The sequence below is a fragment of the Oceanibaculum sp. genome (genome assembly GCF_022449305.1).
GTDB lineage: Bacteria > Pseudomonadota > Alphaproteobacteria > Oceanibaculales > Oceanibaculaceae > Oceanibaculum > Oceanibaculum indicum.
On the sequence record NZ_JAKUSO010000075.1, the window covers coordinates 1 to 14,607 of the forward strand.

General features: G+C 65.4%; 12 protein-coding genes. 8 read left to right on the plus strand and 4 right to left on the minus strand.

Going from position 1 to position 14,607, the window contains the following annotated elements; translation table 11 throughout:
- Positions 1-465: 465 nt before the first annotated feature.
- Entirely contained in the window at positions 466-786 is a 321-nt protein-coding gene (locus MK313_RS16190) for an ArsR/SmtB family transcription factor (RefSeq protein ID WP_287782913.1), read from the minus strand.
- Between the two features lie 112 nt (positions 787-898).
- On the opposite strand from MK313_RS16190, the gene MK313_RS16195 reads away from it, so the two are divergent.
- Positions 899-1,675, plus strand: coding sequence for an SDR family oxidoreductase (locus MK313_RS16195; protein WP_287782914.1), 777 nt, complete (start codon positions 899-901; stop codon positions 1,673-1,675).
- Here the strand turns inward: MK313_RS16195 and MK313_RS16200 are convergent.
- Both MK313_RS16200 and MK313_RS16205 read right to left on the minus strand, forming a co-directional pair.
- On the minus strand, positions 1,672-2,970 hold the full coding sequence (locus MK313_RS16200) for a DUF2254 domain-containing protein (protein ID WP_287782916.1): 1,299 nt from the start codon (positions 2,968-2,970) through the stop codon (positions 1,672-1,674). The two genes, MK313_RS16195 and MK313_RS16200, sit on opposite strands and share 4 nt — an antisense overlap.
- A gap of 25 nt (positions 2,971-2,995) precedes the next feature.
- Positions 2,996-4,384 carry a tetratricopeptide repeat protein gene (locus MK313_RS16205; protein ID WP_287782917.1) on the minus strand — a complete coding sequence of 463 codons (1,389 nt, stop codon included), beginning with the start codon at positions 4,382-4,384 and terminating at the stop codon, positions 2,996-2,998.
- Positions 4,385-4,512: 128 nt separating this feature from the next.
- Between MK313_RS16205 and MK313_RS16210 the strand changes: the two genes are divergently transcribed.
- Positions 4,513-5,400 (plus strand): alpha/beta fold hydrolase, encoded by an 888-nt coding sequence (locus tag MK313_RS16210; RefSeq protein ID WP_287782919.1) that lies wholly within the window; start codon positions 4,513-4,515, stop codon positions 5,398-5,400.
- A gap of 88 nt (positions 5,401-5,488) precedes the next feature.
- Complete coding sequence (locus tag MK313_RS16215; RefSeq protein ID WP_287782921.1) at positions 5,489-6,100, plus strand: pyridoxamine 5'-phosphate oxidase family protein; 612 nt, start codon at positions 5,489-5,491, stop codon at positions 6,098-6,100.
- Positions 6,101-6,121: 21 nt separating this feature from the next.
- On the opposite strand, the gene MK313_RS16220 is transcribed toward MK313_RS16215, so the two are convergent.
- On the minus strand, positions 6,122-6,457 hold the full coding sequence (locus MK313_RS16220; RefSeq protein WP_008943329.1) for a hypothetical protein: 336 nt from the start codon (positions 6,455-6,457) through the stop codon (positions 6,122-6,124).
- 209 nt (positions 6,458-6,666) lie between these two features.
- Here MK313_RS16220 and MK313_RS16225 point away from each other — a divergent pair, with 209 nt between their 5' ends.
- The 5 genes from MK313_RS16225 to MK313_RS16245 all read left to right on the plus strand — a co-directional run.
- On the plus strand, positions 6,667-8,757 hold the full coding sequence (locus MK313_RS16225) for a methyl-accepting chemotaxis protein (protein WP_121218460.1): 2,091 nt from the start codon (positions 6,667-6,669) through the stop codon (positions 8,755-8,757).
- A 346-nt stretch (positions 8,758-9,103) separates the two neighbouring features.
- Entirely contained in the window at positions 9,104-10,339 is a 1,236-nt protein-coding gene (locus tag MK313_RS16230) for a CynX/NimT family MFS transporter (protein ID WP_287782923.1), read from the plus strand.
- A 167-nt stretch (positions 10,340-10,506) separates the two neighbouring features.
- On the plus strand, positions 10,507-11,484 hold the full coding sequence (locus MK313_RS16235; RefSeq protein WP_287782925.1) for an NAD(P)H-binding protein: 978 nt from the start codon (positions 10,507-10,509) through the stop codon (positions 11,482-11,484).
- 187 nt (positions 11,485-11,671) lie between these two features.
- Entirely contained in the window at positions 11,672-13,870 is a 2,199-nt protein-coding gene (locus MK313_RS16240; RefSeq protein WP_287782927.1) for a TonB-dependent receptor, read from the plus strand.
- A gap of 181 nt (positions 13,871-14,051) precedes the next feature.
- Positions 14,052-14,607, plus strand: a 556-nt coding sequence (locus tag MK313_RS16245) for a transporter substrate-binding domain-containing protein (protein ID WP_287782928.1), incomplete at its 3' end; no start/stop codon positions are given.

The following is a 14,607-nucleotide window of genomic DNA, read 5'->3' on the forward strand; positions in this document are numbered from 1 at the left end:
AGTTCCTGAGATTGGTTGATCGACCTGTACGGCCATGCCACTCTCTTGATGCACCGGTTTTGTAGGCGCATCTCTTGCTTCGATCTGAGTTGGTCTAGAAAAGAGGCGTTTAAAAACATTCATTATGTAACTTTAATGAACAACGATCCCTCACGGCAAGAAATCTAGATTTGGATGGGAGTTTCTCGGGGGCTGCAAAGAGTCCCAAATCCCCTTGACACAAAAGCATCATAAGAATATGCTGATAATTACCGTTTCTGGTGGTATTCAGATAAGAATATTGCGGGAAATGGCCGTGACCGCAGCAGGGAGGGTGTCGAACTGGACATGAATCCGCCTGACTAGCAAAACCACATCACTGGATAGTCTGACTATGAAAATACCCGGATTTAGCACCGGGTGCCGGGAAGAGTCCCGCGCCGAATGAAGCCCCGCCCATCGCTGGCGGGGCTTCTGCTTTAGGACCTATCTGTGGGACGGCTCCGCCGCGTTCAGGATGGCGTCGAGCAGGCCGGGGAAGCGGGCATCCAGATCGTCCAGGCGCAGGCAGTTGGCGTATTGCGTGCCCTCGCGCCGACTGCACAGCAGCCCGGCCTCGCGCAATATCCGGAAATGGTTGGACAGGGTGGATTTCGCCATCTCCGGCACCGGGGCGGCCTTGCTGCAGGACAGGTCCGGCGATTCCCGCAGCGCGCGCACGATGGCCAGCCGCGCCGGGTCGCTTAGCGCGTGCAGCACGCCCTGCAGCGTGATCGCCTCTGTGTCGGGGTGGAACAAGGGACGCATGCCGACCCATATGACACTCTAGCGGCCTTAATTCAATTGTTCAATATTCTTGAACTATGGAACTTTACAGGCCATCTCTCCGGCATCGAAACGCTTTGCTCTGGAGGAACAGATGAGCAGCAAGTCACTTGAGGGCAAGGTCGCCCTCGTCACCGGCGCCAGCCGCGGGCTGGGCCGCGCCATTGCCGAGCGGCTGGGCCGCGAGGGGGCCATGGTCGCCGTGCATTACGGCAACAACCGCGAGGCGGCGGATACCGTCGTGGGCAATATCAAGGCGGCGGGCGGCGACGCCTTCGCCGTGCAGGCGGAGATCGGCTCGGTCAAGAGCATCGGGGAGATGTTCGCGGCGCTAGACAAGGAACTGACGGCCCGCACCGGCGCCGCGCGCTTCGACATTCTGGTGAACAATGCCGGCATCGCGCCGAACCTGCCGATGGAGGAGACGGACGAGGAAACCTTCGACCGGCTGTTCGACGTGAATGTGAAGGGGGTGTTCTTCGTCACCAAGCAGGCCATTGGCCGGCTGCGCGATGGCGGGCGGATCATCAACATCTCGTCGGGCCTCTCCCGGGCCGTCGGCGGCATGAACATTCCGGCCTATTCGGCGACCAAGGGGGCGGTGGATGTGTTGACCCGGCAATGGGCGGTGGCCTATGGCGGGCGCGGCATCACCGTGAACTCGCTGGCACCCGGCGCCATCGACACCGACATGAATGCCGGCTGGCTGCGCGGCAACGCCGAGTCGGAGGCGATGATCACGTCGATGCAGGCGCTGAAGCGCATCGGCAAGGCGGAGGATATCGGCGATGCGGCTGTCTTCCTCGCCGGGCCGGACAGCCGCTGGGTTACCGGCCAGTATATCGAGGCGAGCGGCGGCTCGCTGATTTAGCCGGCTGGCGTGAGGCATCCGGACAGGCGGCGGCGCGCCCGCATCGCCGCCTGCTCCACCGCCTCGCGGTCCTGCGCCACGGCGATGGCGTTGCGGGCATAGTCGGCGGTCAGCCCCAGCATGTTCATAAGGGCAGGCTGTATCCTTTCCGACCCGGCCGCCATGCCGATGCGCTCCAGCGCCGCGATCTGCCGCAGCACGACCTCGACATTTGGCGCGGCATCGCGGGCGATGGAATGCATCGCCCGGTCCAGCATGGTGTCGAAGGTCAGCGCCGGCAGCGACAGCCGCTCATGGCGCGGCACCTCTTCCTGTTCAGGTGGTCGCGCCGCTTGCGACAGCAGCGCCTCAAGACGGTCCAGGCAGATGATCGCGGTCTTGGGATCGTTGATGCCGGGCGACAAAGCGCGGCTGGCCATTTCCCCCAATATCTGCAGGCCCAGCAGCGGGTCCTGGTGGTAGGAGCGCTCCTCCCCCAGCAGGAAGCAATCCAGCAGCTTCCCGCGCAGCGCATCGTCCAGCCGTTCCTCGCCGATATGGATGGCGATCGCCGGGCGGTCGCGGTGCAGGAAGTCGCCGGGGCGGCACAGCAGCTCGATGGTCAGGCCGTTGCGCGCGGCGATCTCCTGCATCTCCTCCATGTCGATGCCGCACAGATAGGCGCTGCGTGTCGTGGCGAGCGTCGCCGTGCCGTCCTCGACCTCGCGCTTTGCTGCCGCCGGATGCGCCCCCATGAGCGGGTCGGACAGGAAGCGGTCGATGCTGGCCTGCGTATCGGCATGCACGCGGGCGGCGATATTGCCCAGCCGCAGCGTGCTGGCGATGTGGTGGATCCACTGCACCAGATAGCGCAGCGCCATGATCGTCAGCACGAGGCCGCAGCCGAACAGCAGGCTGAGGCCGCTCTTGTCATAAGCCTCGATGGCCAGCCCCAGCATGCCGAACAGCGCGAAGACGAAGGTGGCGATGAAGGTGCTGAGCGCGTTCTGCGTCACCTCGTCCGCCATCAGGCCGGGCAGGGCGCGCGGCGAGGCCTGGCTGACCGCCATGTTCAGCACGACCAGCAGCGCCGACAGCGTCACCGTTGTCACGGTCAGCATGGCGCTGGCAAGCAGCGTCAGCAGCTCCTTCACACTGCCGCCGTCGACCTCCGGTATGGCGATGAACTCCGGCAGCAGCCGGTCGGTGCCGGCCAGCAGCAGCGCCAGCGCGGCAGCACCAATCGACGCCACGGTAGGCCGGAACCACAGGGCGGAGCGCAGTCGGATGACGGCGTTGTTCAGCTTGGTGATCATCCGCCTTCCTGTTCTGCCTGAAGGGTCAATGCAGCCGCACCGACGCGGCGCGCTGCCGGGCTTCCGCTGCCTTTGCCGCCTCGCCCGATGTCTCCAGCACATCGGCATAGCGCTGCCAGCTATACAGGCTGTTCGGCTTCAGCTGGCTGCGCTCGGCCAGCAGCAGCCGGGCAAGGTCAGTGCGGCCGGCGCCGATGGCGGCCTCGATGACGACCTGCTGGAACAGGTCGCGCTGGGCATGGCTGGCGCCGACACCCTGCCATTCGTAGCGCAGCGGCAGCAACAGCTCCAGCGCGCGGTCGTGGCGCTTCTCGGCAAAGGCCAGCATCGCCTCGGAAATCGGCGCGGTCAGCGGCAGCGCCACCTTCGCGGCGCTGTTGTCGCCGGGATTGGCACCGAAGGACCGCAGCGAGCCGATCAGCGTATTCGCCTCCTCCTGGCGTCCACCCCTGGCCAGCGCCAGGGCGAAATGCGTGTCGGTAAAGGCCAGCACATGGTCCTGCAGCCGCTTGCCGGCGACGCTGGCCAGCAGCTCCCAGCGCGTGCCGACATCGACGCCGCAGAATTCCAGCCGCAGCAGCAGCGAGGCGGCGTTCTGCACATCGAGATAGAAGCCGTTCTCGTCCACCTCGATCTCGGAATCGTACAGTTTCAGCACCCGGTCGAAATCGCCGCCCTCCAGCGAATAGAGCGCGCGGTGCCACCATACATGGTCCTTGAACGGGTTACGGTCGGACCAGGTGCCGGCGGGCTGGTTCAGCCAGGCGATGCCGTCCTTCAGCCGCCCCTGCATTTCCAGCACATGGGCGACGGCATGGATCGCCCACAGATCCTCGCCATTGTGGCCCACCGCCTCGCGGCCGGCCTTTTCCGCCTCGGCATAGGCGCCGCATTCCTCCAGCCCGAAGGCCAGCATGCCCAGCACATTGCCATAGCCCGGCATGTCCGCACTCCAGGCCGGCAGCACGCCGGCCGGCAGGTCGCGCAACGCCGCCGAACGGCCGAGCCAGAAGCTGGCGAAATGCTGCAGCCTGAGCGCCAGCAGATCGGTCGGGTGGGCGGCCAGCAGCTCTTCCCACACGGCGCAGGCCTTGATCGTGTCGCCCGCGGCCCAGGCTTCCAGGGCAGCCAGATGCAGCGTCTCGCGTGGCGTGATTCCTGCGGCCAGGGTCTTGGCCTGGGCCAGCGCCTTTTGGGCCGCCGGCAGGGTGGCATTGGAGCCGATCAGCAGCATGAAATAGCCGCGCAGGATATGCCCCATCGCGAAATCCGGATCGGCGGCCAGCACCTGCTTCACCTTCTCGCCGGCCGACAGGCGGTATTCCAGATAGTCGGCGATGGCGGCGTTGAAGGCGGCGGCCGCCTCCGCGCTGTCGGTGGACAGGGCCAGGCCGCGAACATCGTGCTGCATCATGTTCCTCCGCTTTTTTCTTTGCCCGTTTCAGGGGTGTCGGCAGGGTGCCGGTCGGAGGATGCGCCTGTCCAGCGGATTGTGGGCCATGATCGTTTCCGCCATTCTGTTCGCCTGTAGGGAGGCGGATCATGTTCGACGGCTTCAGGGAAGGCACGGCCCGTCTCGGCGAGGCGGAGATCTATTACCGCACCGGCGGCAGCGGACCGCCCTTGCTGTTGCTGCACGGCTATCCGCAGACCCATCACGCCTGGCACAAGGTGGCTCCGGCGCTGGCCAAGCGCTTCACGCTGGTGCTGCCGGACCTGCGCGGCTATGGCCGCAGCCGGGGACCGGCGCCGGATGCGGCGCGGGACCCTGATCATCTGGCCTATTCCAAGCGCGTCATGGCCGCTGACATGGTGGCGCTGATGGAGGGTCTCGGTCATGAGCGTTTTGCGCTGGCCGGCCATGACCGGGGCGGGCGCGTCGGCTACCGGCTGTGCCTCGACCATCCGGAGCGGGTGACCAAGTTCGCCGCGCTCGACATCATCCCGACCCTAGAGAACTGGGAGCGGATGAATGCCGACAACGCCATTGCCACCTATCACTGGCCGTTCCTGGCGGTGCCGGCGCCGGTGCCGGAAAGGCTGATTGGCAGCGATCCCGATTTCTATTTCAGCCATCTGCTGGAACGCTGGGCGGTCTATCGCGACCGGCTGGACCCGGCGGCGGTGCGGGAATATCTGCGGCAGTTCCACGATCCCTATGTGATCGCCGCCACCTGCGAGGATTACCGTGCCGGGGCCGGCATCGACCGTCGCCAGGATGCGGAGGACCGTGCCGCCGGGCGGAAGATCGCCTGCCCGGTGCTGGTGCTGTGGGCGCGCGGCTATCTGGGGCCGAAAGCATCCTCTCCGGCGGATATCTGGCGCGGCTGGGCCAATGACGTGTCCGAGGTGGCGCTGGATTGCGGGCATTTCGTCGTCGAGGAAGAGCCGGAACAGGCAGCCTCCGCGCTGCTGGATTTCTTCATCTGATCCCGACCAATAGGCTGCATGGTCCGGATAGGCGGGTGGTGCGGCTTCGACTATGCTCCCGCCGGTTTCGCGGAAAAGGGAAAATGCCATGCCGATCATCGCCACTGTCGAGGAATTGAACGCGCTGTATGGCGAGGCGTCCGAGGCATCGCTGGTGAAGGAGGTGGACCGGATCACGCCGGATTACCGCCGCTTCATCGAGGCCTCGCCCTTCGTGGCGCTGGCGACATCAGGGCCGGAGGGGCTGGACTGCTCCCCGCGCGGCGACAAGGCAGGTTTCGTCAGGATAGCCGATGAGAAAACCCTGCTGATGCCGGACCGGCGCGGCAACAACCGCGTCGATTCGCTGGCCAATATCGTGCGCGACCCGCGTGTGGCGCTGCTGTTCCTGATCCCCGGTTCCGGCACCACGCTGCGGGTGAACGGAACTGCGCAGCTCTCCACCGACCCTGAGTTGCTGGAAAGCTTCGCGGTGGAGGAGAAGGCGCCGCGCAGCGTCATCGTCATGACGGTGGAGCGCGTCTATTTCCAGTGCGCCCGCGCCATTGTGCGGTCCGAGCTGTGGAACCCGGAGCGCCATGTCGATCCGAAGAGCCTGCCGACACCGGGGCGTATCCTCGCCAATCTGTCGGACGAGACGGTCGGCGGCGACACCTATGACCGCGAATGGCCTGAGCGCGCCCGCAAGAGCATGTGGTAGGCGGCTGGCGAGCGGGGTGGGCTACTGCGTCAGGTTCGGGATGAACATGCAGCGTACATGCCCCTTCCAGAAGCACAGCCAGAAGCGGTCGTCGATCGAGGTATAGATTGCGCGGTTACGATCAGGCCGCACCACCTGCCCGGTGGAGGTGATGACATAGCCGCTTTCGAAGGCGACAACCTCGCCCTTGTGTGCCGGCCGGCAATCCTCCACGCCGCAGCAATGCAAGCCATCCGTGCCCATGTAGCGTGGGTCGCTCTGTATCCAGTAGGCATCGCCATGCACCAGCGTCAACAGTCCCATGCCAGCGGCAAGGGACGGTGTCAGGCCTGTGATGGTGGCTAACAGTGCGATCATACTTTTCCATGCATATTTTCTAATAAGATTGGCATGGAAAGCCTTTATGCACCATCCCTTCACGTATCTTGTCACCTGAGCCACCCTCCGGCTGGCGATCAAGTAACTCAAGGAATTTGTGCGGTATTTTATATAATTAACCCTATAACCTTTTGTTAATTACTTGGGAATAAGAAGAGGCGGTAATCATAATCCACAAGGATATCGCCATGTTCGCCAAGGGCATTCGTATTGCCAACCTGCTGACCGGCCTGTTCGCCGTTCTGCTGGTCTTCCTTCTCACCTTCTGTATCCGCGAGATGGTCTCGGCCGTCTCTCAGCAGCGTCAGGCCGGTCAGGTCCTGATCCAGGCCAATGCGGCCGGTGACGTGTTCGACGCGCTGCAGAATACCCGGCTGGAGCGCGGTCCCGTGACCAGCGCGCTGAAGGCTGATGCTGTGGCCTCCAACGGTCTGCTGGAGACGATCACCAAGGTGCGCGGCATCTCCGGCCCGGCGACCGAGGCCGTTATCAAGGCCTGCGGCGAGATCGATTGCGGTCCCGATGCCTCGGTGCAGAAGCTGACGGCGGCGCTCGACAAGCTGAAGGCACTGCGTACCGAGGTCGATCCCGGCCTGCGTGGTCCGCTGTCCAATCGCCGTGCCGGCCTTGCCGATGAATGGCAGAAGAACGCCACGGTCATGGTGAATCTTCTGGAATCCATCTCGAATCATCTTGGCACCGAAATGCGCCTGGCTGGCCCGATCAGCGCCGAGCTGATCGCCATCAAGGACGCCGCCTACCTGACCCGCGATGCGGTTGGGCTGGAGCGCGTCGTGGTCAGCGACGCCATCGATGCCGGCAGCGTGAAGCCTGCCCAGCAGGCCCGCATGCTGGTCTGGCGTGGCCAGGCCCAGGCAGGCTGGAGCCAGCTGGAGATGCTGGTGTCGCGCGATGGCGTTGACCCCAGGGTCGCGGCGGCCTTCGCCAAGGCGAAGACGATCTACATCGATACGCTGATCCCGGCGCGCGACAAGATCGACGCGGCGCTTGCCGCCGGTACCGCTTCGCCGGTGTCCAAGGCGGAATGGGGCAAGATCAGCATTGCGGCGCTGGACGACATGGTCGGCGTTGCCACCACCGCGCTTTCCGCCTTGTCGGACTATGCGGCGAACCGCAACGCGAATGCCCAGATGATGTTGGCGCTGAACACCGGCCTGCTGCTGCTGGCGCTGGCCATCGGTGTCGCCGGCCTGATGATCGTGCGGGGCCGTGTCACCCGGCCGATGGCTGGAATCACGGCTGCCATGCTGCGGGTCTCCGAGGGCGATCTCGATGGCGAGATTCCCTACAAGGACCGCAAGGACGAGATCGGCGATCTGGCCGGTACGCTGGTCGTGTTCCGCGACAATGCGGAGGCCAAGCGGCGCATGGAAGCCGCCACTGCCGAGGAGCAGCGCAAGCGCGAGGAGCGCCAGCGCGCCATCGAGGCCATGCTGATGAAGTTCGACAGCAGCATCTCCGGTGTGCTGGGCGGTGTCGCCGCCGCGGCCACGGAGTTGGAGCGCACCGCCACCAGCATGACCGATGTCGCCCAGGTCGCCAGCGACCAGGCGCAGGCCACCTCGACGGCGGCGCAGCAGACCTCGGCCAATGTGCAGACCGTGGCGGCGGCGACCGACGAGATGTCTAGCTCGACCGCCGAGATTGCCCGTCAGGTCGAGCAGAGCACCAAGGTTGCCCGTCAGGCCTCGCATGAGGCGGAGCAGACCAGCAGCATCGTCGAGAATCTCGCCAATTCGGCGAAGCGCATCGGCGAGGTTGTCGGCCTGATTAACGACATCGCGGAGCAGACCAACCTGCTGGCGCTGAATGCGACCATCGAGGCAGCCCGCGCTGGTGAAGCCGGCAAGGGCTTCGCCGTGGTGGCCTCGGAGGTGAAGAACCTCGCCAGCCAGACCGCCAAGGCGACCGAGGACATCGTCGAGCAGATCAACGCCATGCAGTCGGCCACCGGCTCGACGGTGGAGGCGATCGCGTCCATCGCCGCGGTCATCGCTCAGGTGAACGAGATTTCCGCCACCATCTCGGCCGCGGTCGAGGAGCAGAACGCGACCACGGCGGAGATCGCACGCAATGTGCAGGAAGCCGCCTCGGCGACCGAAGGCGTGACCGACAGCATCGAGAAGGTCAGCGGCGCCGCCGAGCAGACCGGTGCCGCCGGTGCGGAGGTGCTGAGCGCGGCGCAGGAGCTTTCGGAAAAGTCGGAGCAGATGCGCCGCGAGATCGAAACCTTCCTGGCCGATATCCGCGCAGCCTGATCTGGGCCGCATGGAACTACCAAAGACGCCGGGCCTCGTGCCCGGCGTTTTCTTTTGTGTTTGTCTTAATGCTGACGCTTGAATTGTGAAAGATGGCTTTCTCAGGTCGTCATTCCCGGCCCCAAGCCCCATGGGTGCCGGGAATCCAGGGTTCAGCTTACACGGGCGGGCATCCAGCAAGCCGAGGCCTGGACCCGCGCAACAAGTGCGGGGGTGACGGGCAATGTCAGTGGCTGCCGCCGTAGCGTCAGTCTCTCGGGCGGGGAATGCAGCTCTCTAGCCCTCTTTCCCCGATGGCCCGCCATGCTATCGTGCCGCACCCGCCCGTTTATCCCGATGAGCCTGCATGACGCCACCGACCGATGCCGCCTTGCCGACGCCGCTCCGCTGGCTTGTGCTGTTCGGCGTCTGGGTCGTCTATTGCTGTTTCGGCCTCACCATTGCCGGCCTCGCGCCGCTGATCGGGCCGATCACCCGCGATCTTGGCATCAGCAACACGGCGATGGGCGGCGTGCTGGGCATCTGGCAGCTGGTCTATATCGGCGCCGCGATTCCCTGCGGCGCGTTACTAGATCGCATGGGCGCGCGCTGGGCGCTGCTGCTGGGGGCGATGATCATCGCGGCCTCGGGCTATCTGCGCGGCATGGCGGAGGGTGCGACGCTGCTTTATCTGGCGGTAGCGCTGTTCGGCATCGGCGGGCCCATCGTCTCCGCCGGCGCGCCGAAGGTGATCGCGCGCTGGTTCGCGGGCTCGGAGCGCGGCTTTGCCATGGGCATCTACATCACCGGGCCGAATATTGGCGGCATCATCGCCTTTTCGCTGACCAATTCCGTGCTGATGCCGGCCTTTGGCGGGGACTGGCGCGCTGTGCTGTGGCTGTGGGCGACGATCTCGGTGGCGGGCGGCCTGCTGTGGCTGATGATCGCCAGCCTGCCGACGATCCGCGCGCGGGACGATGCGGAGGAGGCTGCGGCGCGCAAGGACGGGCAGGGCGGCGGCGTGGCCGAACTGCTACGCATCCCGGCGGTACCTATCATCCTGGTCATGAGCGTGGGCATCTTTACCTACAATCACGGCCTCAATAACTGGCTGCCGGAGCTGCTGCGCGTGTCGGGCATGACACCGGCCGAGGCCGGCTACTGGGCAGCGGTGCCGACGCTGATCGGTATCCTGGGATCGCTGGTCATCCCGCGCCTCGCTACCCCGGCGCGACGGCTGCCGATCCTGGCCGGCCTGTTCGTCGCCGCCTTCCTGTCCTGCCTGCTGATCGGTACGGTGTGGCAGCCCAGCCTGATGGCCGGCCTAGTGCTGCAGGGCATTGCGCGCTCCTCCCTCATGACCATCGCCATCCTGATCCTGGTGGAGACGCCGGGCATCGGCACCAGGCGGGCCGGGGCGGCCAGCGGTCTGTTCTTCGCCGCCGCCGAGGTGGGCGGGGCAGGTGGTCCCTTCGCTTTGGGCATGCTGTACGACATGACCGGCGGCTTTCAGGCCGGCCTTACCCTGCTGGCCGGATTATCGGCGGCGATGCTGTTGTGTGTCGCCCTGCTGTACCGGCTGTCCCGCCGTGAGGCCGCCTAGCCGGCGCCGAACAGCGCGGAAGGGGGCACCCTGCGGCGGGTCGATATCGATACCCGTTACGGTTACTCTCTGCGATAGAGGCGTCCAAATCAACGTGCCGGTTGCCCATGGTCCCAGCATCGCCGACTGACCCTTCCGCGCAAACGCGATCTCCGCGTCCGCGCCGCGTGCTGGTGCTGGGCGCAACCGGAACCATCGGCCGGGCGACGGTGCGCGCGCTGGTTGACCGGGGCCATGAGGTGGTCTGTTTCATCCGCCCCCGTGCTGGGTCGGGAGGCGTGCCGGGCGCTGACGAAATCGCGGGGATTCTGCCGGGCGCCAGCCTGCGCTATGGCGATGTAACGGATGCAAGCTCGATTGCGCGCGACGGCTTCCGCGGTGAGGCGTTTGACGTGCTGGTCTCCTGCCTCGCGTCGCGCACTGGCAGGGCCCGCGATGCCTGGAGGATCGATCACCAGGCCCATGCCGATGCCCTAGCTGCGGCGAAACAGGCGGGTGTTGCGCATATGGTGCTGCTGTCGGCGATCTGCGTGCAGAAGCCGCGCCTGGCCTTTCAACGCGCCAAGCTGGCTTTCGAGCACGAACTGATTAACTCCGGCCTGATCTATTCCATCGTGCGGCCCACTGCCTACTTCAAATCGCTGTCCGGGCAGGTCGGGCGCGTCAAGCGGGGCAAGCCGTTCCTCATCTTCGGCGATGGCACTCTTACCGCCTGCAAGCCGATCAGCGATGGCGATCTTGGGCGTTATCTAGCCGGCTGCCTGGACGATGAAGATCGCTGGAACCGCATCCTGCCGATTGGCGGGCCAGGGGATGCGATCACGCCCCGGCAGCAGGGCGAGATGCTGTTCGCCCAGCTGGGTCGCGAACCCCGATTCCGGCAGGTGCCGCTGGCGTTGCTCGGGGGCATCCGCTGGATTCTGGCCGCACTGGGCCGCGTCAGTCCGAAAATGGCGGACAAGGCGGAACTCGCCAGCATCGGTCTCTACTATGCCCGCGAATCGATGCTGGTCCTGAACCCTGAGACCGGAATGTATGACGCGAACGCCACCCCCTCCACCGGAACCGAGACGCTGGCCGGGCACTATGCCCGCCTGATCCGCGGCGAGGCCAGGGACGACAGGGGCGATCACGCGGTGTTCTGAGGCGGGACCGAATCGCCGTGTCCCGCCGGGAAGCGGCTGGCCCGATTCACATTATCGCATTGAAGGCTTGCACTCCGCTTCGGCGGGCTTTAAGAGTCAAATGATAATTAGTCGCATTATTAGATGGGTCGGATATTTCTGGCCCTGCTTTGGGTCATGTTTTCCAAACCTCCATGGAGTGTGAGCGATGATCGGGGTCAAGGGGACCGCCGGCCGAGGCTGCGGCCGCGCGGCGATGCTGGCGATGCTGCTGGCGACGACCGCCCTGGTGGCGGGTGCTGTGCCGGTGAAGGCGCAGCAGGCCGGTTCGGGCGGTGCGGTGCAGCTGTCGCCGGTTGTGGTCGAAGGCGAGGGCGGCAATGCCAAGTCGGATATCGCTACGCCACCGCCGGCCTATGCCGGCGGCCAGGTGTCGCGCGGCGCGCGCGTTGGTGCGCTGGGCAACCGCGACATCATGGATGTGCCGTTCAGCGTGACCTCCTATACCGAGGAGCTGATCCAGAACCAGCAGGCCGAGACACTGGCCGATGTGCTGGAGAACGATCCCGGCGTACGCAGCACCTACGGCTTCGGCAATTTCGCGGAGCTGTTCGTGATCCGCGGTTTTCCGGTGAATGGCGAGGACATTACCGTGGACGGTCTGGCCGGCATGGCGCCGCGCCAGGTCAGCGCCGTCGAATCGCTGGGCCAGGTTGAGGTGCTGCGCGGTTCCAACGCCTTCCTGAACGGTATCGGCCTCAGCAGCTCCGGCATTGGCGGCGGCATCAACCTGGTGCCGAAGCGCGCCGGGGATGAGCCGCTGACCCGCCTGACCCTGGGCTGGGAGCAGGAGAGCCGCATCGGCGCCCATCTCGATATCGGCCGCCGATATGGCGACAACAAGGAATTCGGCGTGCGCGCCAATGTGGCGCTACGCGACGGCGAGACCGCCATCGAGAATGAGCAGCGGGATGCGATGCTGGGCGCTCTGGCGCTGGATTATCGCGGGGAGCGCCTGCGCGCCACGCTGGACCTGTCCAATCAGCGTCTGCGGGTCGATCAGGGCCGTCCCACGGTTCGGCTGAACGGCACGTCGGTGCCCGGCGCGCCGGATTCCGACATCAATTACGGCCAGCCCTACGCCTATTCGGAGATGCGAGAAACCACGGCGCAGACCCGCGTCGAGTATGATTTCACCGACAACCTCATGGGCTATGCCGCCGTCGGCGTGCGCGACACGCGCGAGGATGGCGAGTTCGCCTCGCTGACGGTGAACGGCAATGGTGATGGTACGGTCGGCCGCATGTATGTCCCGCGTGAGGATTTCACCACCAGCGGCATCGCCGGCCTGCGCGGCGAGGCGGTGACCGGCATGGTTGCGCATCGCCTGGATGGCGGTGTCTCCGGCGCGCATACGGAGAACCGCAATTCCTTCGATTTCGCGGCCAGCAGCCCGACCAGCATCTATAACCCGGTCGATTATCCCCGGCCCGATGCTTATCTGTTCAGCGGGTCGCAGACCGACCTGCCGAAGGTCAGCGAGACCGAGCTGCGCAGCGTCTTCTTCTCCGACACGCTGTCAGTGTATGACGACCGCGTACAGCTGACGCTGGGTGCCCGGCACCAGTGGCTGCAGGTCGAGAATTTCGACCGCACCAGCGGCGCGCGTACCAGCAATTACGACGAGTCCGAGACCAGCCCGGTCGTCGGCATCGTGGTGAAGCCGCTGGATTACCTGTCGCTTTACGCCAACCGCATCGAAGGCCTGTCGCAGGGCGACAGCGCGCCCTCCACGGCGGTCAATGTCGGCGAGGTGCTGCCGCCCTATGTCTCGACCCAATATGAGGTCGGCGCGAAGCTCGACTTCGGGCGGGTCGGCGCGTCGGTGGCGGTGTTCCAGATCGAGAAGCCGAACGCAGTGTTGGATCCGGCCACGCAGTATTATGGCGTTTCCGGCGAGCAGGAAAATCGCGGCATCGAGCTGATGCTGTTCGGCGAGCCGATGAGGGGGCTGCGCCTGCTGGGCGGCCTGACCTTTATCGAGGCGGAGCTAAACGGTACGGCCGGCGGCGCCAATGACGGCAATACCGCCGTCGGTGTGCCGGAGTTCCTGGCTAATGCCGGCGTCGAATGGGATACGCCCTTCCTGCGCGGCCTTACCCTGTCCGGCCGGGTGATCCATACCGGCTCGCAATATGTAAACGACGCCAACACGCTGGAAATTCCGGACTGGACGCGCCTCGACATCGGTGCGCGCTACGCCACCATGATCCGCGAACAGCCGGTGGTATTCCGCGCAAATATCGAGAATGTGACGGACGAGGCCTACTGGTCGTCCGCGCAGGGCGGCTATCTGGTGCAGGGCCAGCCGCTGACGGCGAAATTCTCGGTGGCCGTCGATTTCTGACGCCACCTGACACGGAACCGGCACGCGCTGCGCCTTCGGGTCGGCGCGTGCCGTTTTCTGTCCGGGCGGTTTTTCGCCTGTGGCTTGCGGGACGATAGCCGGGGCAGGGGGTTGCGGAGCAGGCGCCCTCATGCTTGTTTTGGGGGCACCGGTTTTGCCTTCCCCGCGGACGGACGTCTCGATGCCCGCTTTCTCCCGCTTTCTGTACCTTGCGACAGGGTTCGCCCTGCTTACCGGCCTGGCCGCTGCGCCGCGGGCGGTGGCGGAATCCGTCTTCGACAGGGTGGAACGCACCGGCGTGCTGAATGCCGGCACGCGCGACCAGATCCGGCCCTTCGCCTTCCGGCAGGAGGATGGGCGGTTCGTCGGCTTTTCCGTCGATATCATCCACCATATCCATGCCGCGCTGGAGGCGGAGCTTGGCCGCGATATCGCGCTGGAGATCGGCCAGGTTGACGCGCAGAGCCGCATCGACCGCGTCGCCGACGGCACGCTCGACATCACCTGCGACATTGCCAGCAAGACCTGGGTGCGCGAGCAGCGCATCGATTACAGCCTGACCATCTTCTACAACGGCACACGCATCCTCACCGAACGGCAGATCGGGCTGGCCGGGCTTGGCGGGCTGGAAGGCCGACAGGTTGGCGTCATCGCCAACAGCGCCACCATCGATGTGCTGCGCCGGTCCCTGCCTTCGGTGGAGCTGGTGCAGTTCCCGTCCATGAATACCGCGATGG